This window comes from Nocardia sp. NPDC052001 (assembly GCF_040680615.1).
GTDB lineage: Bacteria > Actinomycetota > Actinomycetes > Mycobacteriales > Mycobacteriaceae > Nocardia.
Genome location: NZ_JBFAXC010000007.1, coordinates 114,718 through 138,981 on the forward strand (window position 1 = coordinate 114,718; position 24,264 = coordinate 138,981).

General features: G+C 66.3%; 20 protein-coding genes and 1 pseudogene. 11 read left to right on the plus strand and 10 right to left on the minus strand.

The annotated features are described in order from the left end of the window. Nucleotides 1–2: 2 nt before the first annotated feature. The gene (gene uvrB / locus AB0L82_RS29450) at nucleotides 3–2,168 is read right to left on the minus strand and encodes an excinuclease ABC subunit UvrB (RefSeq protein WP_364643219.1); all 2,166 of its coding nucleotides are present in this window, start codon (nucleotides 2,166–2,168) and stop codon (nucleotides 3–5) included. Nucleotides 2,169–2,450: 282 nt separating this feature from the next. On the opposite strand from uvrB, the gene AB0L82_RS29455 reads away from it, so the two are divergent. Next, nucleotides 2,451–3,035, plus strand: a complete 585-nt coding sequence (locus AB0L82_RS29455) for a DUF402 domain-containing protein (RefSeq protein WP_364643221.1) — start codon at nucleotides 2,451–2,453, stop codon at nucleotides 3,033–3,035. A 100-nt stretch (nucleotides 3,036–3,135) separates the two neighbouring features. Here the strand turns inward: AB0L82_RS29455 and AB0L82_RS29460 are convergent, their stop codons facing one another. After that, on the minus strand, nucleotides 3,136–3,567 hold the full coding sequence (locus AB0L82_RS29460; protein ID WP_364643223.1) for a hypothetical protein: 432 nt from the start codon (nucleotides 3,565–3,567) through the stop codon (nucleotides 3,136–3,138). 152 nt (nucleotides 3,568–3,719) lie between these two features. Here AB0L82_RS29460 and AB0L82_RS29465 point away from each other — a divergent pair, with 152 nt between their 5' ends. Continuing rightward, the gene (locus AB0L82_RS29465) at nucleotides 3,720–4,244 is read left to right on the plus strand and encodes a DUF402 domain-containing protein (protein WP_364643225.1); all 525 of its coding nucleotides are present in this window, start codon (nucleotides 3,720–3,722) and stop codon (nucleotides 4,242–4,244) included. Nucleotides 4,245–4,251: 7 nt separating this feature from the next. Here AB0L82_RS29465 and coaE read toward each other — a convergent pair. Further along, nucleotides 4,252–5,199: pseudogene (gene coaE / locus AB0L82_RS29470) on the minus strand (dephospho-CoA kinase); the annotation flags it as partial. A gap of 289 nt (nucleotides 5,200–5,488) precedes the next feature. Between coaE and AB0L82_RS29475 the strand changes: the two are divergent. Continuing rightward, on the plus strand, nucleotides 5,489–5,707 hold the full coding sequence (locus tag AB0L82_RS29475; RefSeq protein WP_364644243.1) for a hypothetical protein: 219 nt from the start codon (nucleotides 5,489–5,491) through the stop codon (nucleotides 5,705–5,707). A gap of 69 nt (nucleotides 5,708–5,776) precedes the next feature. On the opposite strand, the gene AB0L82_RS29480 is transcribed toward AB0L82_RS29475, so the two are convergent. After that, nucleotides 5,777–7,309 carry an alkaline phosphatase family protein gene (locus AB0L82_RS29480; RefSeq protein WP_364643227.1) on the minus strand — a complete coding sequence of 511 codons (1,533 nt, stop codon included), beginning with the start codon at nucleotides 7,307–7,309 and terminating at the stop codon, nucleotides 5,777–5,779. Between the two features lie 194 nt (nucleotides 7,310–7,503). Between AB0L82_RS29480 and AB0L82_RS29485 the strand changes: the two genes are divergently transcribed. Further along, complete coding sequence (locus AB0L82_RS29485; RefSeq protein WP_364643229.1) at nucleotides 7,504–9,744, plus strand: MMPL family transporter; 2,241 nt, start codon at nucleotides 7,504–7,506, stop codon at nucleotides 9,742–9,744. Here AB0L82_RS29485 and AB0L82_RS29490 read toward each other — a convergent pair. Together AB0L82_RS29490 and rpsA are read right to left on the minus strand one after the other, a co-directional pair. Continuing rightward, nucleotides 9,690–10,262: a TetR family transcriptional regulator gene (locus tag AB0L82_RS29490; RefSeq protein ID WP_364643231.1), complete on the minus strand. Its 573-nt coding sequence runs from the start codon at nucleotides 10,260–10,262 to the stop codon at nucleotides 9,690–9,692. The genes AB0L82_RS29485 and AB0L82_RS29490 overlap by 55 nt on opposite strands. Before the next feature lie 143 nt (nucleotides 10,263–10,405). Then, nucleotides 10,406–11,887 (minus strand): 30S ribosomal protein S1, encoded by a 1,482-nt coding sequence (gene rpsA, locus AB0L82_RS29495; protein WP_364644186.1) that lies wholly within the window; start codon nucleotides 11,885–11,887, stop codon nucleotides 10,406–10,408. A 295-nt stretch (nucleotides 11,888–12,182) separates the two neighbouring features. Between rpsA and AB0L82_RS29500 the strand changes: the two genes are divergently transcribed. After that, nucleotides 12,183–13,055: a class I SAM-dependent methyltransferase gene (locus AB0L82_RS29500; RefSeq protein ID WP_364643233.1), complete on the plus strand. Its 873-nt coding sequence runs from the start codon at nucleotides 12,183–12,185 to the stop codon at nucleotides 13,053–13,055. A gap of 38 nt (nucleotides 13,056–13,093) precedes the next feature. After that, on the plus strand, nucleotides 13,094–14,656 hold the full coding sequence (locus AB0L82_RS29505; protein WP_364643235.1) for a serine/threonine-protein kinase: 1,563 nt from the start codon (nucleotides 13,094–13,096) through the stop codon (nucleotides 14,654–14,656). A gap of 221 nt (nucleotides 14,657–14,877) precedes the next feature. On the opposite strand, the gene AB0L82_RS29510 is transcribed toward AB0L82_RS29505, so the two are convergent. Then, nucleotides 14,878–15,762: an SPFH domain-containing protein gene (locus AB0L82_RS29510; RefSeq protein ID WP_364643237.1), complete on the minus strand. Its 885-nt coding sequence runs from the start codon at nucleotides 15,760–15,762 to the stop codon at nucleotides 14,878–14,880. 115 nt (nucleotides 15,763–15,877) lie between these two features. Here AB0L82_RS29510 and AB0L82_RS29515 point away from each other — a divergent pair, with 115 nt between their 5' ends. Next, entirely contained in the window at nucleotides 15,878–16,444 is a 567-nt protein-coding gene (locus AB0L82_RS29515) for a TetR/AcrR family transcriptional regulator (protein ID WP_364643239.1), read from the plus strand. Nucleotides 16,445–16,539: 95 nt separating this feature from the next. Next, complete coding sequence (locus AB0L82_RS29520; RefSeq protein ID WP_364643241.1) at nucleotides 16,540–18,303, plus strand: alpha/beta fold hydrolase; 1,764 nt, start codon at nucleotides 16,540–16,542, stop codon at nucleotides 18,301–18,303. Between the two features lie 341 nt (nucleotides 18,304–18,644). Here the strand turns inward: AB0L82_RS29520 and AB0L82_RS29525 are convergent, their stop codons facing one another. Beyond that, nucleotides 18,645–20,009, minus strand: a complete 1,365-nt coding sequence (locus AB0L82_RS29525) for an FAD-binding oxidoreductase (RefSeq protein ID WP_364643243.1) — start codon at nucleotides 20,007–20,009, stop codon at nucleotides 18,645–18,647. 71 nt (nucleotides 20,010–20,080) lie between these two features. Between AB0L82_RS29525 and AB0L82_RS29530 the strand changes: the two genes are divergently transcribed. The 3 genes from AB0L82_RS29530 to AB0L82_RS29540 all read left to right on the plus strand — a co-directional run bounded on the left by AB0L82_RS29530 (nucleotide 20,081) and on the right by AB0L82_RS29540 (nucleotide 22,415). Continuing rightward, nucleotides 20,081–21,016, plus strand: coding sequence for a LysR family transcriptional regulator (locus AB0L82_RS29530; RefSeq protein ID WP_364643245.1), 936 nt, complete (start codon nucleotides 20,081–20,083; stop codon nucleotides 21,014–21,016). A 71-nt stretch (nucleotides 21,017–21,087) separates the two neighbouring features. Continuing rightward, nucleotides 21,088–21,519, plus strand: a complete 432-nt coding sequence (locus tag AB0L82_RS29535; protein WP_364643247.1) for a helix-turn-helix domain-containing protein — start codon at nucleotides 21,088–21,090, stop codon at nucleotides 21,517–21,519. Continuing rightward, nucleotides 21,516–22,415, plus strand: coding sequence for an alpha/beta fold hydrolase (locus AB0L82_RS29540; RefSeq protein WP_364643249.1), 900 nt, complete (start codon nucleotides 21,516–21,518; stop codon nucleotides 22,413–22,415). The genes AB0L82_RS29535 and AB0L82_RS29540 overlap by 4 nt, the downstream gene beginning before the upstream one ends. A 114-nt stretch (nucleotides 22,416–22,529) precedes the next feature. Here the strand turns inward: AB0L82_RS29540 and AB0L82_RS29545 are convergent, their stop codons facing one another. Then, nucleotides 22,530–23,309, minus strand: a complete 780-nt coding sequence (locus AB0L82_RS29545; RefSeq protein ID WP_364643251.1) for an amino acid ABC transporter ATP-binding protein — start codon at nucleotides 23,307–23,309, stop codon at nucleotides 22,530–22,532. Further along, complete coding sequence (locus tag AB0L82_RS29550) at nucleotides 23,306–24,256, minus strand: amino acid ABC transporter permease (protein ID WP_364643253.1); 951 nt, start codon at nucleotides 24,254–24,256, stop codon at nucleotides 23,306–23,308. Before AB0L82_RS29550 ends, AB0L82_RS29545 begins: the two co-directional genes overlap by 4 nt. Nucleotides 24,257–24,264 lie beyond the last annotated feature (8 nt).

Consider the following 24,264-nt stretch of genomic DNA (forward strand, 5'->3'; position numbering starts at 1 on the left):
GCTCATTGCAATCCGGCGGCGTCCATACCGCGGAGCTCCTTCTTCAGGTCGGCGATCTCATCGCGCAGGCGGCCCGCGAGCTCGAACTGCAGTTCGCGGGCGGCGTTCATCATTTGCGCGGTCATATCCTTGACCAGGTCCGCGAGTTCGGCGCGGGGCATGGATTTGACGTCGCGGCCCTCGAAGACGCCCGCCGACACCGCGCGCCCGGGTTCACCCTGGGCGCGCCGGCCGCGGCTGGAGTTGCGGCCGGAACCACCCACCTCGACCTCGGTCTCCTCGGCCTCGCGATAGACGGTGTCGAGAATGTCATTGATCTTCTTGCGCAACGGTTTCGGATCGATTCCGCGCTCTTCGTTATAGGCGACCTGCTTGGCGCGACGGCGTTCGGTCTCGCTGATGGCGTGCGCCATGGAGTCGGTGATCTTGTCCGCGTACATGTGGACCTCACCGGAGACATTGCGCGCCGCGCGGCCGATGGTCTGGATGAGACTGGTGCCGCTGCGCAGGAAGCCCTCCTTATCGGCGTCCAGAATCGCGACCAGCGATACCTCGGGCAGGTCCAGGCCCTCGCGCAACAGGTTGATGCCGACCAGCACGTCGTATTCGCCGAGTCGCAACTGGCGCAACAACTCCACGCGGCGCAGGGTGTCGATCTCCGAATGCAGATAGCGCACCCGAATGCCCAGGCCGAGCAGATAATCGGTGAGATCCTCGGACATCTTCTTGGTGAGCGTGGTGACCAGCACGCGCTCATCGCGCTCGGTGCGCAACCGAATCTCGTTCACCAGATCGTCGATCTGGCCCTTGGTCGGCTTCACCACCACGTGCGGGTCCACCAGACCGGTCGGGCGAATCACCTGTTCCACGAATTCGCCGCCGGACTGGCCCAATTCGTACTTGCCCGGGGTCGCGGACAGATACACCGTCTGCCCGATGCGGTCCGCGAACTCCTCCCAGGTGAGCGGGCGATTGTCGACCGCGGACGGCAGCCGGAAGCCGAACTCCACCAGATTCCGCTTACGCGACATATCGCCCTCGTACATGCTGCCGATCTGCGGCACGGTCACATGCGATTCGTCGATGACGAGCAGGAAATCATCCGGGAAGTAATCGATCAGGGTGGCGGGCGCGGTGCCCGCGCCACGGCCGTCGATATGGCGCGAGTAATTCTCGATGCCCGAGCAGAAGCCGACCTGCCGAATCATTTCCAGGTCGTATTGCGTGCGCATGCGCAGCCGCTGCGCCTCCAGCAATTTGCCCTGCTTCTCCAATTCGGCCAGGCGCGTTTCGAGTTCGGCCTCGATATCCTTCACCGCGCGTTCCATACGTTCCGGACCCGCAACGTAATGGGTGGCCGGGAAAATGCGGACCATATCGACCTGCCGCACCACATCACCGGTGAGCGGATGCAGATAGTAGAGCGCCTCGATCTCGTCACCGAAGAATTCGATGCGGATCGCCAATTCCTCATAGCTGGGAATGATTTCGACGGTATCGCCGCGCACCCGGAAACTGCCGCGCGTGAACGACATGTCATTGCGGGTGTACTGCACATCGACCAGCAGCCGCAGCAGTTTGTCGCGGTCCACCTCATTGCCGACCTCGAGCTGGATCGAGCGGTCGAGATAGGACTGCGGGGTGCCGAGACCGTAGATGCAGGACACCGACGCCACCACCACGACATCGCGCCGGGACAGCAGGCTCGACGTTGCCGAATGCCGCAGGCGCTCGACATCGTCGTTGATCGAGCTGTCCTTCTCGATATAGGTGTCGGTCTGCGCGATGTACGCCTCGGGCTGGTAGTAGTCGTAGTACGAGACGAAGTACTCGACCGCGTTGTTCGGCAGCATCTCGCGCAGCTCATTGGCCAGCTGCGCGGCGAGGGTCTTGTTCGGAGCCATGACCAGCGTAGGCCGCTGCAACTTCTCGATGAGCCAGGCGGTGGTGGCCGATTTACCGGTACCGGTGGCGCCGAGCAGCACCACATCGCGCTCACCGCTGTTGATGCGCTTCTCCAGTTCGGCGATGGCCGCGGGCTGGTCACCGGCGGGCACATGCTCGCTGACCACCTGGAACCGCCCCTCGGTCCGCTCGATATCGCCGATGGGCCGATGCTCCGAATGCGCCAGCGGCCGGTCTTCGGGGATCTCGGATGCGAAAGCCATGCTCACAGCCTAGAACGACCCACCGACAGGTTCACGCGGACCGTGATCGCGGCGGGCGAGCCGCCCCCGTCTGGACCCACCCTTCCGACCGCACGGTTCGATGCTGGCGCATTCCTCTTTCCAATGGGTCAATTGTCCGAATTATTGTTTCTCCCAAGAAAGTTCAAAGAATTCCCATGTGACGAACCTCGAATTTCCTTCCCACACAACGGAGGTCCCATTCCCAGCATCCAGGTGTAACCTGGGCTGGCGGTTCGGGACGAGTCGGAAAGAGGCAAGGCCATGGTCGGTCTGCATATGCCACAGCGCAATTCCACCAACGGCGCAGATCCACAAAGGGTCGAGCGGCCGGCTCCCGCGGCGTCCGCGCATCGCCCCAGGCTGGAGTTCTTCAATCTGGCGGACCTGTGCTGGACGGATTATCACGGGTACGTGCACTCCGTGGAGCGGCTACACGCCGAACCCTGGGGCCTTTATATCGAGCGGATTGTGGACAATCCGCGTTTCCACTACATCGAATCCTGGTTGCTCCCAGAGCTTTTCCTCCGGGTCACGGTCTATCACCTGCGGCCCGGCCACGATCGCGGCCAGACCTACTACCTCGATATCGGCGAGTACAGCCAGATCGAGCCGAAGAAGTGGCGTGGCGAGGGTCACTACCTGCACGTGGTCGCGCGGCCCGGACAGGTGCCCGAACTGCTCGGCATCGATGAGCTGCTGACCGCGCACGCGGCCGGGCATTTCGACACCGCGCGCACGCACAAGGCCATCGAGCGGGCCGCGGCGGTGGTGGACGGTATCGCGGGCTGCGGTCACGATGTGGACCGCTGGCTCGCCACCAAGGGCGTCGCGCTGAGCTGGCTCTAGCCGCGCGAGATCTCGCCTCGGCTGCGCGAGATATGGAGAAGGCCACCCGGTCCGTCTTGTACCCGGCCCGGGTGGCCTTGTCCCGTCGTACTTTTCGGCGCTAGCTGGAGCCGGTCGGAATGAGACCGCCGAGCCCGCCGCCGCAGCCCAGGCTGCCGGTATTGCTGCCCGCGGTGACCTGAACGTTGATCGAATCGCTGATCAGGATCTGGCGCGCCTCGAGCTTGTGATTGCCCACGGTGGTGGGCGTCCACTTGATGGTGACCTTATTGCTCAGCAGCGAGGGCGCGACCGGGCTGCCCGGGATGTCCACGCCGTTATCGGTGAACTTCACCGTCGAGAGCCGGTCCACCTCGACCGAGGCGGTGACGGTGTAGCTGCAACCGGTCTTATGCTCGGCGCCTCCGTCGACCTGGAGATTACCGACCCACGCGCCGGCCTGGGGTGCGGCCATGACCATGGTGGCGGCCAGCGCGCCGAAGGCGGTGACTCCCATCCCGGCCCGGCGAGCGCGAACGCTCTGTACCTTCATCTTTGCTTCCCTTATTCGAACTACCCACGTCAAGTAATGGGTAGCCGCAACATAACGGAAGGCAACGTTTCACATTTGCGTTTCGACGAAACTCGGCCGAATCGGCCACACTCCCCTGGACGACGCCCGCCGGACAGGCGATGCTTACGGGCATGACTCAGGCTTCCGCGGTTGACCTACACCGACCCAAGGTTGAGTACTTCAACGTCGATGAACTCACCAATATCGATCCCAAGGGCTTCGTTCGGCAGGTCGAGCGCTACCACGTCGAACCGTGGGGGCTGTACATGGCGCGCACCTCGGACCATCCCGAGTTCCACTACATCGAATCCTGGCTGCTGCCAAGCATGTCCATTCGCGCGACGGTCTTCCACTTCACCCCCGCCCACCTGCGCGATCAGGACTACTACATCGATATCGGCGAGTACGCCCAGGTCGATCCGAAGAAGTGGAAGTCGGTCGACCACTACCTGGATCTGGTGGTGCGCAGCAACCGCGAGGTCGAACTCCTCGATGTCGACGAGCTCCTCGCCGCGCACGCCGCCGGCTATCTGGATCTGAGCCAGGCGCAGCAGGCCATCGAAACCGCGACCACCGTCATCGACGGAATCGCCGCGCACGGGCACAGTTTCGAAGCCTGGCTGCAGGCCCGGGACATCACCCTGACCTGGATGTAGATCAGTTCTCCACGGCCACAATCACATTGGCGAGGCGACCGGGATCGGCGTTCGCATGCGCCCACTCCCCCGCGACCGGCTGATCGGTCGTGGCACGCGGGAAACCGGCGTCCGCCAATCGATCCCGCAGCCCTTCGGCGACGGTCGCGTCGGCGACCGTGATGCGGATATCCAGCACATCCTCGGCGGGCTTATCCGCCACCGCCGTCGGCCCGACGTGTTCGATGCGCCGCGCATCGGCCGCGCATGCCAGGGCGAGACGGGCGATGAGGCGCTTGGCCTGCACCGGCCATTCCGGATTCGCGGGAACCACGGGCAGTTCGGCGGGCCGGGCAGCGGGAGTGCGGGTGCGCAGATTGCGTTCGAACGGGATGAGCCGCTCGGTCCAGAGCGTGTCGACGGCCGCGGCGACCGCGCCGTCCGCGCCATTGTTGTCCAGCAGTACATCGGCCACCGCGTGACGCTGGGCATCGGTGGCCTGGGCGGCGATCCGTGCGCGTGCGTCCGCTTCGTCCACGCCGCGGAATTCCACCAGGCGGCGCAGCCGAGTCTCCTCGGCCACGTCGACGATGACCACCAGATTCATGAAGGGCGCGAGCCCGTTCTCCACCAGCAGCGGAATGTCCTGCACCACAATGCCGTCCGCGGGGGCGGAGGCGACCAGTTCATTGGTGCGCTTGCCGACCAGCGGATGGGTGATGCCGTTGAGGGTGGCGCGCGCCGCATCGCTGGCGAAAGCCTTGGCGGCCAATGCCGGTCGATCCAGGCTGCCGTCGGCGGCGAGAATATCGTTTCCGAAGGCGGCCACGAGTGCGGCCAATCCCTCGGTGCCGGGCGCGACGACTTCGCGCGCGATAACGTCGCTGTCCACCAGCAACGCGCCGTGTTCGACGAGAATGCGGGCCACGGTGGATTTGCCCGCTCCCATGCCTCCGGTGAGACCGATTCGCAACATTCGCCCAGTCTGACATCTGTCGCGGCGGTCACGTACACCACCCCTCACCTGGCGAAAGTACGGATTACCCAGTCGGACCGGTGAATTCACTTGTAGCCGTGGAGTTTGCCCATTCCGTGATATTGATGAGACCAATTCGCAACTTTTTCGTTCAATACGGACCGTTTGTCGGCAACATTCCGACACGCCGGGGTGAATGTCGCGCAAAATACGGCGTCGCACACTTTTGTTCGGCTAAGGTTCGCCGCAGGCGATCCAGGGCCGGTAACACGTAGGAGAAGGAACTTCATTGGGCACCAGAAACATCCAGACGGGTCGGCACCGTCTGGGACTGCCGGGCATGATGCACTGCATCGAGATTCCCGCGGTCGCGGCAGCGCTCGCCGTACATCGGCGCGGCTGGTTCACCGCTTTGCTCAACCTCACCCCCGCTCGGCACAGCGCCGCCGCCACGCGAAAACGCGCCGAACGTCCTGCCGTCCAACAGTGGGTGCCCGCTACCGCCTGATACGCGAACGCGACTGTGGCCCAGCCCCTTCCGGGGCTGGGCCACAATTTCGCGTGCGCGGGTGCCGACTCAGACCGTGAGCCCGCTGGGCCTGCGGCGGGTACCGGGCTCCTGTGTGGGCATGGCGTTGGGCGGCACCGGATACGGCGTGCCGACATTCGCCGTACCCAGGGCGACATTCGGACCACATTGCGCCAGTGCGGCATTGAGCTTTCGGTCCGCCGGGCCGAAGGCCGGTTTCGCCGTGTCCGGGGTCGAGCCGAAGTCGAAGCTGGAGGTCATATCGCCGGTGACGCCGCGCCGCCACGCGGTCAGGTTCGGCACGTCGACGCCGAAGCGGCGCTCCAGCAGGCGCAGCTGCGAGGTGTGGTCGAAGGTCTGCGAGGAGACCAGCCCACCGCGGCTGTACGGCGAGATGACGAAGCACGGCACGCGATAGCCCAGACCGATCGGTCCGGCGATGCCTTCCGATTTGTGTGCGCGATCCAGGGGCACGGTCAGGTATTCACCGGCGGTTCCGGGCGGCGGGGTCGGTGGCGTCACGTGATCGAAGAAACCGCCGTTCTCGTCATAGCTGACGATCAGCGCGGTCTTCTCCCACACCTTCGGATTCGAGGTGAGGATATCGAGCACCTGCATGATGCCGACCGCACCCAGAGCCGGTGGCAGCGCGGGATGTTCGCAATTGAGCAGGGACGGAATCACCCAGGACACATTGGGCAGCTGATCCGCGGCCACATCAGCGGCGAAATCGCTCGGGTACACCGGGGCCTTACCCCGGCGCGCCAGCTCCGAAGCGGGATCGGCGGCCTGTTTGAAACAGCCCATCATGCCGTCCAGGATCACCGAGGACAGCGGGCCGACATCGCGATTGTTATAGATCTTCCAGCTCACCCCGGCATCGGAGAGGTTCTCCGGCATGGTCCGCCAGCTGTACGCGTTCTGCGGAATCATGGTCGGCGTCTCCAGCAGCGGACCGCCCGCGAGACCATCCGGATCGATGGTGGCCGATACCCAGTACAGCCGATTGGGATCGGTCGGCCCGAGCACCGAGCAGTGGTAGTTGTCGCAGATGGTGAACGCGTCCGCGAGATCGTGGTGCACCGGGATATCGGCGCGGGTGTAGTAACCCATGGCCGCCGGGCCGTTGGCCGCGCCGACCGAGGCGATGGACATCGGCATCCAGCCGTCATTGCGGCCGTTGTTCCACGCCTTGTGCATGCCGGCCCAGGTGTGGTCGGGATCGTTGATGCATTCACCGTCCAGGGACGGCCCGCGCTCGGTGTCCAGGCGGAACGGATTGATGAATCCGTCGGCGGTCGGGCCGATGCCGGGCGCGTACCCGTACTGGTTCCACGCCGGCGACGGATCGTCGAATCCTCTTACGCCGGACAGGGTTCCGAAGTAGTGGTCGAAGGAGCGGTTCTCCTGCATCAGCAGCACGAAGTGCTCGATATCCCCGAGTCCGCCCATTCCGGCCGGATCGGCGGCGTAGGCGCGATCGATAATGGGATTGGCCCAGGACGCGAGCATGCCCGCGCCGCCCGCGGCCATCGCCTTCGCCATGAAGTCACGCCTGTTGATGCCGTCGAACACGCCCATGCCTGCATCCAACCTTCGATTGGTGTCGGGACTGCGAATCCCCGGTTTCGGACCGGGTTTCCGACCATGACGCCGGTCACGGTACCGCATGATCACAAAATTCCTGAGAGTGACTTGCAGGCATCCTCGGCACCGGCCTAGGCTGAGCGACATACCTGAGAGTGACTTTCAGGTATCGCGTCCGGAGGGGAACCATGGCAGAGCCCGCAAAGCCCGCAGCGTCCGAACAATTCGGCATGGTCGGCAGGGTGGGCATGTTCATGGCCCGGCATCGCCGCACGGTCCTGGGAGTCTGGCTACTGCTGGTCATCGGGTGCGCGGCCGCCTATCCGGCATTGCACAGCCGCCTCGGCGCACCCGACTACAGCGTCCCCGGCTCGGAATCCAAACGGGTGGAACAGCTTGCGGCGCAGCATTTCTCACAGCTCGGCGTGGAACAGGATCTGATCGTCTTCCATTCGGCGAGCCATACCGCCGACAGCCCCGAATTCCGCACCGTCATCGACAGCGCGCTCACCGCCGCCCGCGCCATCCCCGGCATCGCCGGTGCGATCGGTCCCTTCGAAGGCAATGCGGCACTGCAGATCTCGGCCGATCGGCATACCGCGTTCGGCATCGTCGGCCTCAACGGCGAGATGACCGAGCGGGTGGATCTCGCCGGCCGCCTGCAGACCGCCCTGGACCCGGTCGGCGCCAACGGCATTCAGGTCGCGGTCACCGGATACTCCCCCGTCCAGGGCGAATTGATGCGTATGGAAACCGCGGATCTGCAGCGCGGGGAGAGCATCGGCCTGCCGGTCGCGGCCCTGGTGCTGGTGCTCGCCCTCGGCGCGATGGTGGCCGCCACCATCCCGATCACGGTGACCGGCGCGGGTATCGCGGTGGCGGTGGGCGTGCTGTTCGGGCTCACCAGCTTGCTGACCTTCGATTCACTGGTGCTCTCGGTCGCCACCATGATCGGCACCGGTACCGCCATCGACTACGCCATGTTCATCGTGAGCCGATTCAACGAGGAGCTCACCAAACGCGAAGTCCGTGATCGCAAGGCGCGCACGCGGATCGACGCCGCCGTAGGCGCGGCCCTCGATACCACCGGGCGCACCATCCTGGCCTCGGGGCTCATCGTGATGATCTCGCTCTGCGCCCTGACCGTGGTCGGGCTGCCGATGCTCAACGGTGTCGCCATCGGCGTGGTGACCGCAGTGCTCGCCACCCTGGCCGCGGCCTGCACCCTGCTGCCCGCGGTGCTTTCGCTGCTCGGCCCGGCGATCAACCGGGGTGCGCTGCCCGCGCGCCTGCGCCCCGCCGAGACTCGCGCCGCCGTCACCTCGACCGCCTGGACCCGCTGGGCGCATCTGGTCATGGGCCGCCCGGTGCTGTTCGGTGTGGCCGGGGTGGCGGTGCTCGCCATTGCCGCCGCACCGCTGGCCGGCATGAAGTACGGCATCGATATGGCGCTGGGCTCGCTCGGCGATCGCCCCGCCGGACAAGCCACCCAACTGATTCGGAGCGAGTTCGGCCCGGGTCTGCTCTCCCCCATTCAGGTGGTGCTGACCGGGCCGGACGATACCGCCCTGTCCGGCAGTGGTTTCGTGGACGCCAATCGCTTTGTGGCCGAACTCGATCGCGATCCGCGTATCGCCTCGGTGCTGCCGCAGACCGCCGACGGCCGCATGCTCGCCATGGTGGTGCCGAAGGATTCCTTCGATTCCACCGCCGTCGCCGACCTCACCACCGATATCCGTTCCCGCGCAAGCACTGTGGACTCCGCGACGATCTCGGTCGGCGGTGTGTCGGCCACCTTCGCCGATGTCTCCGAGCTCATCACCTCGCGATTCCCGTGGGTGATCGTGCTGGTGCTGACCGTCTCGATGGCGTTCCTGGTCTTCGCGTTCCGCAGTATCGTGCTGGCGGTCAAGGCGATCGCGCTGAATCTGCTGGCCACCGGTGCGGCACTGGGCATTACGGTCGCGGTCTTCCAGCGCGGTATCGGCGAATCGCTGCTCGGGTTCCACAGCGCCGGATTCCTCCAGGTGTATCTGCCCATGCTGGTGTTCGCGGTGCTGTTCGGGCTGTCCATGGATTACGAGGTCTTCCTGGTGCGCCGCATGAAGGAGGCATGGGAGCGCAATCCCGATAACGCGGCCGCAGTGGCGGAGGGATTGCAGCACACCGCCCGGCCGATCACGGCCGCTGCGGCCATCATGGTCGCGGTCTTCGCGAGTTTCGTGACCGCGGATGTGTTGGAGCTCGAGCAGATCGGCTTCGCACTGGCGGTCGCGGTGACCATCGACGCGGTGATCGTGCGCCTGATTCTGGTGCCCGCCTTCATGCAGCTGTTCGGCCGCTGGAACTGGTGGCTGCCGACGCTGCGCCGGACTCAGCCGATCACGGCGTCCAGCGCCGACAGGATCGAGTCCAGCGCCTCGGTGTAGACCTGCCGCATGGGCACCGCGAAATCCGTTCCGGCCCAATGGTCCAGCGCGGCCATGCACCCCCAGATGGCGGTGGCGACGGCGATCCGCAGTTGCAGATCATTGGCGTCGCGCCCGGACCGCTCGGCCAGCAGCGCCAGGAATTGCGCCTCCAGATCGCGCATCTGCCGCACCTGGCGGTCCCGTACTTCCGGATAGGTCAGCGCGTGCTGCATGCGCATGCGGGTGCGGCGTTCGAGCTCCGGGGTGATGAGCGTATCGATGAGGATCGGCGCGAGCGTGCGCGTCAGGGCCAGCAGTTCGGCCGGTGTGGCGATACCGCCGTCACCGGCGGTGCGCAGCACCTCGAGAATCTGCGGATCGGCCTCGTCGTAGAGGACCAGCATTTCCTTGGTCCCGAAGTACCGGTAGATCGAGCTCGGCGACACCCCCGCCGCGGTCGCGACCCGTTCCACCGTCACCTCGCGGTACCCGTGCCGCTCGAACAGATCCAGCGCGATTCGCTGGATACGGCTCATGGCTTCGACTTTGCGGCGCTCCCAGAGCGATCCGGGAGACTCGACGGCGGAGTGGAACATATTGCATCGAGAATAGCGAAAGTCCCCGAGCCCATAGGGACTCGGGGACTTTCGAACTATCGCGTTATCGCGTCAGTCGCGAATCAGGCGTTGCCCGACAGCTTCTCACGGAGCGCGGCCAGCTGCGCATCGCTCGCCAGCGAGCCACCGGCGGGCTCGGCGGAGGACGAAGACGACGAGGAGGACGTGGCCGCCTGCGAACCGCTCTCGGAGGAGTAGTTCTGCGGGCCACCGTTGGCGGCCTCGGCGGCGGCGTCAGCCGCCATCTTCTCCATCTGAGCGGTGTGCATCTTGTGGCGACGCTCGGCCTCGGCGTAACGGCCTTCCCACTCTTCACGGACCTTGTCCGAACCCTCGAGCCATTCGTTGGTCTCGGGATCGAAGCCCTCGGGGAAGATGTAGTTGCCCTGGTCGTCGTAGCTGTCCGCCATGCCGTACTTGGACGGATCGAACTCGGCGTTGTAGTCCTCGTTCGCCTGCTTCAGCGACAGCGAGATACGACGACGCTCGAGGTCGATGTCGATGACCTTGACCATCGCGTCGTCGCCGACGGCGACAACCTGGTCCGGGACCTCGACGTGGCGCTCGGCCAGCTCGGAGATGTGCACCAGGCCCTCGATGCCCTCTTCGACGCGCACGAAGGCACCGAAGGGAACGAGCTTGGTGACCTTGCCCGGGACGATCTGACCGATCGCGTGGGTCCGGGCGAACTGACGCCACGGGTCTTCCTGAGTCGCCTTGAGCGACAGGGAGACACGCTCGCGGTCCAGGTCGACGTCGAGGACCTCGACGGTGACCTCGTTGCCGACCTCGACAACCTCGGACGGGTGATCGATGTGCTTCCAGGACAGCTCGGAGACGTGCACCAGGCCGTCGACGCCACCCAGGTCCACGAAGGCACCGAAGTTGACGATGGAGGACACGACGCCCTTGCGGACCTGGCCCTTCTGCAGCTGGTGCAGGAACTCGGAGCGCACCTCGGACTGGGTCTGCTCCAGCCAAGCGCGACGCGACAGGACCACGTTGTTGCGGTTCTTGTCGAGCTCGATGATCTTGGCCTCGATCTCCTTGCCGACGTACGGCTGGAGATCGCGAACGCGACGCATCTCGACGAGCGAGGCCGGGAGGAAGCCGCGGAGGCCGATGTCCAGGATCAGGCCGCCCTTGACAACCTCGATGACGGTGCCCTTGACGGCCTCGTCACGCTCCTTGAGCTCCTCGATCGTGCCCCAAGCCCGCTCGTACTGCGCGCGCTTCTTCGACAGGATCAGGCGGCCTTCCTTGTCCTCCTTGGTGAGAACGAGGGCCTCGACCTCATCACCCACGGAAACGACCTCATTCGGGTCGACATCGTGCTTGATGGAGAGTTCGCGAGAGGGGATGACGCCTTCGGTCTTGTAACCGATGTCGAGAAGGACCTCGTCACGGTCGACCTTGACAATGGTGCCTTCGACGATATCGCCGTCGTTGAAGTACTTGATCGTCTTGTCGATAGCGGCGAGGAAGTCCTCGGCAGTGCCGATGTCATTAACGGCTACCTGCGGCGAGGTCACAGTAGTGGGCATGTGTGAGGTTGCTCCGGACGGATTGTGGTCGGAAGTGGACATGTGGGCTTTCGGTATTGCTGCGAACACACAGCTGATGGAACTAACGTTGGTCATGCGACAGCACATCGCTGTGGCGGAGCACAACGCTGCCCTGAAAAGCATGCGGACTCACAGCACGATTGTCTGCTCTGCTCGACCCAGTGAGTTTCCCCAGAGATTCGAGTACAGAAGACACTCGCGGGAAACAGCGTACGCGAGGTCTGTTGTACCAAGCAAACACGGGTACCTCGGCGCCAGTCGATAGGGTTGCGCAATGGCCGAAGATCACCCCGCTCTCCCCGACGATACCCGGCACGCCGAGGCGAATTCCCTGCTCGGGACGGTGGGGGTGGCCCGAACCAAGATTGACTCCACCGCGAGCGAGCGCGCCAGCCGCAAATGGTGGGATGCGGACGCCGCGGCCTATCACGAGACGCACGCCGATTTCCTGGGCGTGGATTCGATTGCCGGGGAGTTCATCTGGTGCCCGGAGGGCCTGCACGAGGGTGACTGGCGGTTGCTCGGCGACATTGTGGACAAGCACATATTGGAGATCGGCTGCGGTTCCGCGCCGTGCTCGCGCTGGCTCGCGGCACACGGCGCGCATCCGGTGGGACTCGATATCTCCCGGCAGATGCTGGAGCGCGGGATGGACGCCATGACCGCGAGCGGGCCGCGGGTGCCGCTGGTGCAGGCGGGTGCGGAGGCGCTGCCGTTCGCGGACGCGAGTTTCGATCTGGCCTGTTCGGCGTTCGGCGGGGTGCCGTTCGTGGCGGATTCGGGTCAGGTGATGCGCGAGGTGGCGCGGGTGCTGCGACCGGGCGGGCGCTGGGTGTTCTCCGTCAACCACCCCATGCGCTGGATCTTCCCGGACGATCCGGGACCGGAGGGCTTGCGCGCGGCCATCCCATATTTCGATCGCACGCCATATGTGGAGCTGGACGGAAACGGTGAGCCCACCTATGTCGAGCACCATCGCACCGTCGGCGATCGGGTGCGCGAGATCGTGGCCGCCGGGCTGACCCTGGTCGACCTCATCGAACCCGAATGGCCGGAGTGGCTCGAACGCGAATGGGGCCAGTGGAGTCCTTTGCGAGGCGAAATATTCCCGGGCACAGCCATTTTCGTCACCGAGAAACCGCTCTGATCTGGCCGCCGTCACCTCGGGTGTGGTAGGCGTGACGGGTGGAGGAAAGTCCGTTCGGCCGCTATCGACTCCTCGGACTGCTCGGCGAAGGGGGCATGGGGCGGGTCTATCGCGCCTTCGATACCGAGACCGAGCGGGTCGTGGCGCTCAAGGTGCTGCCGCCGCAATTCGCGCACGACCCGGTGTACCGGGAACGGTTCCGGCGCGAGGCGCAGGCGGCGGCGCGGCTGACCGAACCGCACATCATTCCGATCCACGGGTACGGGGAGATCGACGGGCGGCTGTTCCTGGATATGCGGCTGGTCGAGGGCACCGATCTGGCGACCGTGCTGAACGCCTCGGGGCGGCTCGCGCCGCTGCGCGCGGTCGAATTGCTGGCGCAGATAGCGGCCGCGCTCGATGCCGCGCATCACGCCGGACTGGTGCACCGGGATGTGAAACCGTCCAATATCCTCACCACCGCAAACGATTTCGCGTATCTCATCGACTTCGGCATCGCGCGCGGTGAGAACGATTCCGATCTGACCACCATGGGCGCGGCCATCGGCACCTTCGCCTATATGGCCCCCGAACGTCTGGCCAATGACAGCTATGACGGCCGGGCCGATGTGTACTCGCTGGCCTGTGTGCTCTACGAGAGCCTGGCGGGCTCGAAACCGTTCCCGGGCACCAGCGTCGAGCGGCAGATCGCCGCGCATCTGTCCGCGCCGCCGCCGCGGCCGTCGGTTCAGGTGGCGGGTGTGGCGACCGCGTTCGACGCGGTCATCGCGCGCGGGATGGCCAAGAATCCGGTGGATCGCTATCGGACCGCCGGAGCGTTGATCGACGCGGCCCGGGCGGCGGCGCGCGGGCAGCTGCGGCTGCCGGATTCCGGCCCCGAACCCATACCGCCGGGTCCGGCCGCCGGACCGCACACGCTTCCGGGACCGGGCAGGACGGACGCGGATACCGTTGCGACACAGGCAAGTCCGCTGTCCCCGCCGCAACCCGACCACTGGATCTCATCCGCCTCGACGGCCGACACCCAGCTCATCCGCCCCGCCGCGCCGGATCCGGCGCGGCGTTCGCTGCGCGCCCTGATGTGGGCGGCCTCGGCGATGGCGGTGCTCATCGCGATCGGGATCGTCGCGGTCCCGCTGATCCGCCAGAGCGGTACCTCGTCCGAGTCCGCGGGCTCCCCCGCCCCGCAGGCCACCAGCACCCTGGCCCTCACGCCCCCGGGCACCCGCGCCACTCCCCCGCCGACCACCACCGGCGATAGCGAAACCACCACCGCCCCAGCGGATTCCGCCACTCGCGCGGCGAACTTCCTCAGTGCGCACTACGCCCTGCTGCCGGGCAATCCGGCGGCCGCCTGGGCGCGCCTGACACCCGCCTACCAGAACCGCATCGGCGGCTATACCGCCTACCAATCCTTCTGGACCACGGTCGACGCCGTCACCGCCTGGGATGTCGCCGCCGACGGCAGCACCCTGACGGTGACCTACCGCCTGTCCTTCCGCTACAACAACGGCAAACCCATCGCCGCCGAACAACGCCGCGCCCAACTGGTCCGCAGCGGTGACACCTTCCTGATCGACAGCGCCGAACTCATCTCCTGATCCGGTCCGGATACGCCGAACTCCTCCCGCACGGTGCGGGAGGAGTTCGGTTCAGGGTGTCTTCGGTTCTCGCCCAGCGTTTTTCAACGCCACCCGGAGGGCGTATTCGATTTGGGCGTTGATGCTGCGAAGGTCGTCGGCGGCCCATTTGGCGATGGCGTCGTGGACGCCGGGATCCAGGCGGAGCAGAACCTTTTTGGGCTCGCGTTTGGGCGCCGGCATCAGCTGTAGAGGGTGCCGGTGTTCACGACGGGCTGGGCGGCGCGGTCACCACACAGGACCACCAGGAGGTTTGAAACCATTGCGGCCTTGCGCTCCTCATCGAGTTCGACCATGCCCTCGGCGGCGAGCCGCTCCAGGGCCAGGCCGACCATGCCGACCGCGCCCTCCACGATACGGGTGCGGGCCGCGACGATTTGCGAGGCCTGCTGGCGCACCAGCATGGACTGGGCGATCTCGGGGGCGTACGCCAGGTGCGTGATGCGGGCCTCGATGACCTCGATACCGGCCAGATCGGTGCGTTCGCGCAGTTCGGTGGTGAGTTCCTCGGCGACCGTACTGCCGTCGCGCAGGCTGGTGCGGGTGGCGTCGTCATGGGCGTCGTAGGGGTGGATGGTGGCCAGATGGCGGACCGCCGCCTCGGACTGGGTCTCCACGTACTGCTCGTAATCGTCGACGGCGAAGGCGGCCTTGTAGCTGTCGACCACGCGGTAGACGACCACCGCGGCGATCTCGACCGGATTGCCGTCCGCCTCATTGACCTTCAGCTTCTGGGTCTCGAAGTTCCTGACCCGCAACGAGATTCCGCGCCGACTGCTGAACGGGGTGACCCAGTGGAATCCGGCCTCGCTGACCGAGCCGATGTACCGGCCGAAGAACTGAACGACCTTGGCCTGGTTGGGATTCACCACCACGAAGCCGGTGAGCACCACGACGGCCGCGATCATGGCCACGGTCAGCAGCACCGCCCCGGCCGGTGACGCACCGTTGTGATTGTTGGCGGAGTTGCCGAGCACCGCGATACCCGCGACGGCCAGCGCACCGAAAATCAGAAAAACCCCCAGCATCAGAAACCCGTTCACGCGGAACGCCCGACGCATCTCCATGACACTCTCCTAGTATCGAAGTGATATCACGACGATAGCGCTTGACCGGGCCGGTGCCAAGTAGGTTTCCGAACCCGGGGTTGCGACAATATGTAGACCGGTCTAGTTTTCAGGCATGGGACAGAAGGGTGCGGAAACGCGGGACCGGCTGCTGGACGCGACCCAGGAACTGATGGAGACCTGGGGATACTTCGGCGCGGGACTCAATCAGGTGGTCGCGCTCAGCGGTGCGCCGCGCGGATCGCTGTACTTCCACTTCCCCGGCGGTAAGGACGAAATGGTCGGGGCGTCGGTGCGGCGCGCGGGGCGTGCGATCGGCGACGCGCTGACGAGCCTGGCGGAATCGAGCGAATCGGTAACGGCGCTCGCGGACGCCATGCTGGGCTTCCTCGGCGACCAACTGGAGCAGTCGGGCTGGCGCAAGGGATGCCCGGTGGCGACCGTGGCATTGGAGACCGCGGCTACCAATGATCCACTGCAACAGGCGTGTTCGGAGGTCTACCGCGCATGGGAGGCGGCGCTGCGCATCCAGGTCGCGGACCGGCCCGATGCCGATGATCTCGCGATCACCATCCTGGCGCTGGTGGAGGGTGCGCTGGTACTCGCCCGCGCGCACCGCAGCCGAGACCCGCTGACCCGGGTGGGACGACAGATCAACGCGCTCTTGTCAGCGCCCTCCTGAGCCCCCTCGGCTCCCCTGAACAACTCGGCCCGCTCGGCAAGGCGGGCCATTTTCCGGACGACAAAATATGTAGACCGATCTATTAAGGACCGTTCATGGATGCAATCGTCTTCGGCGCGACCGGCTTTCTCGGCCGTGCCCTGGTGGCCGAACTGCTCGGACGCGGACAGCGGGTGGCCGCCGCCATGCGTAAGGACACGCTCACACCGTGGCTGATCGCCCAGGGCGTCGACATCGCCCGGCTGGAGCTCGTCACGGCCGACATCACCCGGCCCCTGGCGGGACTGCCGATCGCACGCGATGTCTACAACGCCGCCGGGCGCTATGCCTTCGGCCTCGGCGCGGATGAGGCGCGGGCGACCAATGTGATCGGCGCGGTCAACGTACTCGAATGGGCCGCAACGCTTCCCGAGCTCCGGAGACTGGTGCATGTCAGCGGATACCGGGTGAGCACGGCCGACGGGACACCCGACTATGACGAACTCGGCGCGTACGAGGCATCGAAATTCGAGGGCGATCTCGCGGTGCGCACCCGGGCCCGCGAGCTGGCGGTGCCGCTGACCATTGCCAATCCCAGCGCGGTCATCGGTCCCGGGCAGTACATCGGCCCGGCGAGTCTGGTCGAGCAGCTCTGGAACGGACAGCTGCCCGCGCTACCGGGCGGCCCGGACACCTTCGTACCAATCGTCACGGTTGACTACGTGGCGAAGTTCCTCGCCGAGATCCCCGAATACCCTGCGGGCGAACACCATTGGATTCTCGACGACGCCACTCCCCCACTGCCCGAATTGATCGGCACGATCGCGAATCACCTCGGCGTGCGAGCACCGCGCCGCAGTATCCCGGTCAGCCTGTTGCGACGACTGCCGCGCGCCTTGACCGGAGCGGACCCCGAAACCCTGTCGTTCCTGTCGACCGACCGCTACCCGACCGCCTCCGCCCGAGCGCTCGCGGCACACGCGGGTCTGGAAATGCCCTCCGCCACAGCCGCTTTACGCGACTGGGCCGATGAACTGGTGGCCGCCCGCTTCGGCGCGGCCGAACCCTGGCGGCGCCCGCACGGATTCCACGACGTGGCGGGCACCCGCACCTGGCTGGTCGGCGACCGCGAACGCCCCGACTACGTACTGCTGCACGGCCTGCCGATGAACGCCGACCTGTGGGCCCCACTCGCCGCACACCTGCCCGGCTCGATCCTCGCCCCCGACCTCCCCGGCCAAGGCCGTTCCGCCGCAGCCGAATCCACTGACACCTGGCTGGCCGAGCTGTTCCGCCCGGTCCGCACCCGCCCCGTCCTGATCGCCCATTCAGCGGCCTGTGCACCCGCACTTCGCTTCGCCGCCGACCACCCCGACCGCATCGGCGAACTCGTCCTCATCTCCCCCGCATTCCTCCAGAAACCCGCCGGTCGCCTGGCCCGATCCAGTGTGTCCGCCCCGCTGCTGCGCCGCATGTCCGCGAAGCGGCTGGCAAAGACGCTGAATCTCCCAGAAGGCGATGAGATCCGCAGCGCCGCAGCAGATCTGCACCGACCCGGCGTAGCGCGCCGAACACTCGCGGCCTTGCGCACCGACGCCGGGCAACGCGCACGGTCGCACGCCCTGCTGAGCCAGCTCGGCGAGGCCGGCACGGCACGGCGCGCGCCGAATCCGACGCGCGCTGATCAGCGACCGGTCATGAATGAGTCGGACCTGCGAGTCACGATCATCGTGGGCGCAGCCGACCCCCTCGTCACGCCCACCGAACTCCCGGTGCTCGAGATCAGCGGAGCCGGGCACTACCCCCAGCTGACCCACCCCACCGCTATCGCGAGGCAGCTCGCCACGGCGAGCGAATCCCCCGCCGCTCCCCGAACCTGAAGCAGCCCACGCCCCGCCATCCCCGCACCCGGTCCCGATCGGCACGCCACTCGCTCGGCCACGCCCACACCGCCACGCAGCCCGACCGCCATTCCACCATGCACCGACGGCCGAGCACCCCACTCCAACCACCGCTCCCCCACTCCAACCACCGCGCACGCCGCTCCGATGACCCCGACCCCTGCTCCGTCATCCCGGCATGCTTTTGGCCGGGATCCACACCCGTTGCACACCAACCGGTTTCGCAGATCCCGCCCAACCTCACGCCGGAATCCGACCGGGCGTCCCACGGCTCCGTGCCCGCGATCGAATCCGGTCGCGGGCACGGAGGTTCGACCCGATCAGCTGGGCTGGATATTGCGGTTGAAGCGAAACAGGTTGTCGGCGTCGTATTTCGCTTTCAAGGCGGCGAGGCGGTTGTAGGTGGGGTCGGTGTAGGCGGCGCGGGTTTCGGCGGCGCCGCGGTCGCCGCCGCCGTAGAGGAAGTTGAGGTTGGTGCCGATGGCCCAGGGCTCCACGGTCTTTCGGATGCGGGCCAGGCCCGCGGTGATGGCGTCGGCGTCGGGACCGGGCATCGCGATCGCGCGGGCCACGTATTGGGCGTCGCGGTGGTCGACGGCGGATTCGTAGGCGGCGGGGCGGCTCAGCGCACCGCCCAGGTGGCGGAATCCGGCGACGACCGGCAGGTCCGAGCCCGGTCCGGTGGCCTCCAGGAAGGCGTCGGTGGCATCGGCGGGGAGTTCGGCGAGCAGGGCGTTGGTGGCGGTGTACGGATGCGGCTGCGACGGATCGCTGTGGATGGTGTGGGACTCGGTGTAGGGCAGCACTTTCAGGTTGTCGGTGAAGCGTTCGCCGATGGCGCGCAGCGGGGCGACCAGTCGCTCGCCGTCGGCCTCGGAGCCGGTGTAGGCGATATTGACGGTGGCCAGGTAGCGACCGCGCAGGTGTGCGGGGAACTGCGGGATATCGGGCATGGTCATCATGCCGAAGGCGGAGGTGAGCTGATCGGGCAGATCGGTGGTCCAGAGCCGCCAGGCTTCCAGGGCCTGCGGCACCAGCGGCGCGTCGAATTGCAGCTGTCCGCCGTACACCGTTGTCACCGGCACCAATTCGAGTTCCAGCGCGGTGACCACACCGAAGTTGCCGCCGGTGCCGAGCACCGCGCCGAAGAGTTCATCGCCGGGGGTCAGGCGGCGCAGGCGGCCGTCCGCGGTGACGATCTCGATGACCCGCACATGGTCTGCGGCATAACCGAATTCGCGGGCGAGCAGTCCCAGGCCGCCGCCCAGGGTGTACCCGACCACGCCGACCGAATTGGACGAGCCGTTGAGCGGTGCCAGCCCGTGCGCCGCGGTGGCCGCGATCAGTTCTCCGGCCCGCACACCGGCCGCGACGCGAGCGGTGCGGGCGGCGGCATCGATCCGAATGTCCTTCATGCGACGGGTATTGATGAGCACTCCCCCGTCGGCGGGTGCGGCCAGGCCGTGCCCGGTGGCCTGCACCGCGATCGGAAGTCCGTGCCGCGCGGCGTATTCCACGGCGGCGCGGACATCCTCGGCGTGCACGGCCGCGACGACGACGGCGGGGCGATGGGTGTACGCGGTTTGGAACCCGTCGATTTCGGCGCGGTAGTCGCCGTCCTCGGGCAGCAGGACCGCGCCGGTGGTGGCGGGGAGTTCGTTCCGGTGGTGCGCTGTCTTCGTCATGTCCCCAACTCTGCGCCGCGTCGATCTAGAACTCCAACACATAGTTTTTCTTGCTACTAGAATCATCGGTTATGGAACTTCGCCAGCTGCGCTACTTCGTCACCGTCGCGGAGGAAGCGAATTTCACCCGCGCGGCCGCCCGGCTGCATCTGGCACAACCCGGGTTGAGCGCGCAGATCCGCCAGCTCGAACGCGAACTCGGCCAGCAGCTACTGGACCGCTCCACCCGCTCGGTGACCCTCACCCCGGTGGGCGCGGCCGTCCTGGACCATGCCAAGGCGGCATTGGCTGCGGCACAACAGATTACGCATACCGTGGACGAGTTCACCGGCCTGCTGCGCGGGCACGTCCGGGTCGGATTGATCTCCGGCGCGGCCAATGACGAGGTCGATATGGCCCGGGTGCTGGCCGATTATCACCGCGATCATCCGCAGATCGCCATCTCGCTCACCGAGGACACCTCCGAGGCCATGTACGCCGCGCTGCGGCATTGCGAACTGGATATCGCCCTGCTGGGGTTGACCGGTTCGGAAGACGATCCCGCCGTGGCGCTGGAGACCGTCTTCGATACCGCCATCGTCGCGGCGGTCGCGGCCGACGCCCCCGGATTCGGCGACCGCATCACGCTGGCGGAGCTGTGCGAACACCAGTTGATCTGCCTGCCACGCGGCACCGGCATTCGGGGCGTACTCGAGAAAGCGTGCGCGGCAGCGGGTTTGACTCCGAACGTGGCATTCGAAGGGGCCGCACCGCCGCTGCTGCTGCGTCTGGCCGGGCACGGTCTGGGCGTGGCGGTGGTGCCGCCGTTGCGCGAGCCCGATGCGTCGGCGATCGGGGTGCGCATGCTCGATATCGATCCGGCGATCACCGGGCGTCTCGCCCTCGCCTGGAATCGGGAACGCCCGCTGAGCCCGGCCGCGAAGGTGCTGCTCGGCCAGGTCCGTATTGCCATGGGCGGCTGGAAGGGCGGGGACACGATCTTCGTCGAACGCGAGAACCAGGTATAGCCGCCTACTGACGTATACTTCCCTAAACTTCCCTATTGAGATGTTCGATAGGGAAGTTTAGAGTAGTTTCCATGACCGAACGCCTGTACTCCGTGGAAGACGTCGCCGAACGTCTCGGCCTGCACGTACGCACCGTCCGCGGCTATGTGCGCGACGGCAAACTCCCGGCCGTGCGCATCGGCAAGCAGTACCGCATCGCGCACGCGGATCTGGAAGCCTTCACCGGCCGCCCGGTGCCGGATGCGTTGCGCGAGAGCGTGTCCCGGCAGCGTCATGCCGAGGTCTCCAGCATCGTCGAGGCCGATGCGGTGGACCGCGCCACGGTGGATCGAGTGTCCGCCCTGCTCACCGGCGCGACGGGAAATCGGCAGGCCGGTGACGCGCCGATCCGGTTCCACACCATGTACGACGCCGAACGGGCCCGGCTCAAGATCATCATCGTGGGCAGTCTGAGTGAAACGGCTCAGCTGCTCGAATATCTGGACGGAGTACTCACCCCATGAGCACCGCGAACCGCTCCGGGAGCAGCACCGCCGATGACACGGTGCCTCCCATCTACAAATCCGCCGCCGGACAGGCGGCCATCCGGGAGCGCTACCGGGAAGTGTTGCGCGACTGGCCGGTTCCCGCCGAGCAGCGAACCATTCCGACGCGCGAGGGCGATACCTTCGTACTCGTCTCCGGACCGGAGGCCGCGCCCCCGGTGGTGCTGCTGCACGGTTCCGGAGCCAATTCCGGCACCTGGCGCGGCGATATCCCGTCGTGGGCACGGCATTTCCGCGTGTACGCCGTCGATCTCGTCGGTGAACCGGGCGGCAGCGCACCGTCGCGGCCGAAGCTGGGTACCGAGGCCATCGCGCTCTGGCTCGACGATGTGCTTGCGGGGCTGGGGCTTTCGGAGACGGCCGTGGTCGGCATGTCGCTGGGCGGCTGGCACGCACTGGATTACGCCATCCGCAGGCCGGAACGCGTTACGGCATTGGCACTGCTGTGCCCGGGCGGGATCGGCAAGCAGCGTTACGGCTGGCTGCTCGAGGCCATCGTCCCGCGTCTGCTCGGCCGCCGGGATCTGCGCGGTTCCGCACAGGCCACCACCGGTCTGTACGGCGCGGAGTTGGAACCCATCCTCGATGACATCGTGTTGACGTTCACCCATTTCAAGCCGCGCACCGAACGGCTGCCGCGCTTCACCGACGAGCAATTGCGCGGCCTGCCCATGCCGGTGCTGGCGATCGTCGGCGATCAGGACGCCATGCTCGACTCGGCCGAAACCGCCCGGCGCATCAGGGCTTCGGTGCCGGACGCGACCGTACTGATGCTGCCCGGCGTCGGCCACGCCATTCTCGGCCAGACCGACCCGGTGCTGAATTTCCTCACCGCGCACGCGGATCGGAAGTAGGCGGACCGGACGTCACCCGGAGGGAACTCCGCTTCCACCGATACGGCCGCGGTGGACCGTCAGCCCCGTCTTCGCTGATCGAAGGCGGGGCCGATGACGGAATACGCTGTGCCGCTACAGAATGCGGGACAGGAATGCCTTGGTGCGATCGTGCTGCGGATTGGCGAGCACCTCACGCGGGTTACCCGCTTCGACAACCACTCCGCCGTCCATGAACACGAGCTGATCGGCGACCTCACGCGCGAAACCCATTTCGTGGGTCACCACGACCATGGTCATACCGTCGGCCGCCAATTCCCGCATGACGCCGAGGACTTCGCCGACCAGTTCCGGATCGAGCGCCGAGGTGGGCTCGTCGAACAGCATCAGCTTGGGGTCCATGGCCAGCGCCCGCGCGATGGCGACGCGCTGCTGCTGACCGCCCGAGAGCTGCGCCGGATACGAATCGGCCTTATCCGCCAAGCCGACTCGATCCAGCAGGGTTCGGGCGCGGGTCAGCGCCTCGGCCTTCTTGATCTTCTTCACCTGGGTCGGCGCCTCGATGACATTCTCGAGGACCGTCCGGTGCGGGAAGAGATTGAAATGCTGGAACACCATGCCGATATCGCGGCGCTGGCGGGCGGCGTCGCGCGGATGCAGCTCGTAGAGCTTGCCACCCTTCTCGCGGTATCCGACGAGGTCACCGTCGACGTAGAGCCGACCGGCGTTCACATCCTCGAGGTGATTGATGCAGCGCAGGAAGGTGGACTTGCCGGAACCGGACGGGCCGATGAGGCAGAGCACCTCACCGCGCTTGACCTCCAGCGAGATGCCCTTGAGCACATTGAGCGCGCCGAAGTTCTTGCACACCCGGTCGGCGAGCACCATCGGCGTCGACGGATCGACCGAACTCATTGCGCCACCCCCGAACGCTGAATCTGAGCCAGCGCCTTCAACTGCTTGGTCGTCAGCTTGCGCGAGGATCCGCGCGAGTAGTACCGCTCCAGATAGAACTGGCCCACCATGAGCACGCTGGTGATGGCCAGATACCAGGTGGCGGCCACCAGCAGCAGCGGGATCGGCTGGAAGTTCACGCCGTAGATATCGCGCGCCCGGCCGTACAGGTCGGTGGTGAGCGGGATGGCGGTGACCAGCGAGGTGGTCTTGAGCATGGAGATGAGCTCATTGCCGGTCGGCGGGATGATCACCCGCATGGCCTGCGGCAGCACCGTGCGGGTCATGGTCTGCGACCACGACATGCCCAGCGCCGTCGATGCCTCGCGCTGGCCCTCGTCCACGGAATTGATTCCGGCGCGGACGATTTCGGCCATGTACGCGGCCTCGTTCAAGCCCAGGCCGATCATGGCGAATATGAACGGGGCCGACAGGTGCTGCACATCGAAGTTCGCGAACGACGGCCCGAACGGCACGCCGAGGGTGATGGTCTTGTACAGCGACGGGAACAGGCCCCAGAACACCAGCTGCACGTAGACGGGCGTACCGCGGAAGATCCACAGGTACACCCACGCCACCGAGCGCAGCACCGGATTCGGGGAGAGCCGCATGACCGCCAGCAGCACCCCGAGCAGGACGCCGATGAACATGGCGAGCACGGTGAGCTCCAGGGTCACCATGGCGCCGGAAGCGATCTTGCTGTCCCGCAAGTACTTCCAGTAGGTATCCCAGTGGTACGCCGGATTGGTCTTGGCGCCGTAGAGGAACAGCGCCAGCAGAATCAGCAGCACCGCCGCGGCGATCCACCGGCCCGGCCGTCGCAGCGGAATCGCTTTGATCGGCTCGGGCTCAGTGGATTTCGCGACCGTCACAGCCGAGGCTGCGGAATTGGTCTCGTCCTGTGACATGGTGGGTT

Excerpts from the sequence above, each read along its gene's own strand:
- AB0L82_RS29550 (WP_364643253.1), bottom strand. The coding sequence starts at position 24,256 with ATGTCACAGGACGAGACCAATTCCGCAGCCTCGGCTGTGACGGTCGCG.
- AB0L82_RS29490 (WP_364643231.1), bottom strand. The coding sequence starts at position 10,262 with ATGAGCCGTATCCAGCGAATCGCGCTGGATCTGTTCGAGCGGCACGGG.
- AB0L82_RS29455 (WP_364643221.1), top strand. The coding sequence starts at position 2,451 with ATGGTCGGTCTGCATATGCCACAGCGCAATTCCACCAACGGCGCAGAT.
- AB0L82_RS29485 (WP_364643229.1), top strand. The coding sequence starts at position 7,504 with ATGGCAGAGCCCGCAAAGCCCGCAGCGTCCGAACAATTCGGCATGGTC.
- AB0L82_RS29480 (WP_364643227.1), bottom strand. The coding sequence starts at position 7,309 with ATGGGCGTGTTCGACGGCATCAACAGGCGTGACTTCATGGCGAAGGCG.
- AB0L82_RS29530 (WP_364643245.1), top strand. The coding sequence starts at position 20,081 with ATGGAACTTCGCCAGCTGCGCTACTTCGTCACCGTCGCGGAGGAAGCG.
- AB0L82_RS29535 (WP_364643247.1), top strand. The coding sequence starts at position 21,088 with ATGACCGAACGCCTGTACTCCGTGGAAGACGTCGCCGAACGTCTCGGC.
- AB0L82_RS29500 (WP_364643233.1), top strand. The coding sequence starts at position 12,183 with ATGGCCGAAGATCACCCCGCTCTCCCCGACGATACCCGGCACGCCGAG.
- AB0L82_RS29540 (WP_364643249.1), top strand. The coding sequence starts at position 21,516 with ATGAGCACCGCGAACCGCTCCGGGAGCAGCACCGCCGATGACACGGTG.
- AB0L82_RS29510 (WP_364643237.1), bottom strand. The coding sequence starts at position 15,762 with ATGGAGATGCGTCGGGCGTTCCGCGTGAACGGGTTTCTGATGCTGGGG.
- AB0L82_RS29525 (WP_364643243.1), bottom strand. The coding sequence starts at position 20,009 with ATGACGAAGACAGCGCACCACCGGAACGAACTCCCCGCCACCACCGGC.
- uvrB (WP_364643219.1), bottom strand. The coding sequence starts at position 2,168 with ATGGCTTTCGCATCCGAGATCCCCGAAGACCGGCCGCTGGCGCATTCG.
- rpsA (WP_364644186.1), bottom strand. The coding sequence starts at position 11,887 with ATGCCCACTACTGTGACCTCGCCGCAGGTAGCCGTTAATGACATCGGC.
- AB0L82_RS29460 (WP_364643223.1), bottom strand. The coding sequence starts at position 3,567 with ATGAAGGTACAGAGCGTTCGCGCTCGCCGGGCCGGGATGGGAGTCACC.
- AB0L82_RS29545 (WP_364643251.1), bottom strand. The coding sequence starts at position 23,309 with ATGAGTTCGGTCGATCCGTCGACGCCGATGGTGCTCGCCGACCGGGTG.
- AB0L82_RS29515 (WP_364643239.1), top strand. The coding sequence starts at position 15,878 with ATGGGACAGAAGGGTGCGGAAACGCGGGACCGGCTGCTGGACGCGACC.
- AB0L82_RS29465 (WP_364643225.1), top strand. The coding sequence starts at position 3,720 with ATGACTCAGGCTTCCGCGGTTGACCTACACCGACCCAAGGTTGAGTAC.
- AB0L82_RS29520 (WP_364643241.1), top strand. The coding sequence starts at position 16,540 with ATGGATGCAATCGTCTTCGGCGCGACCGGCTTTCTCGGCCGTGCCCTG.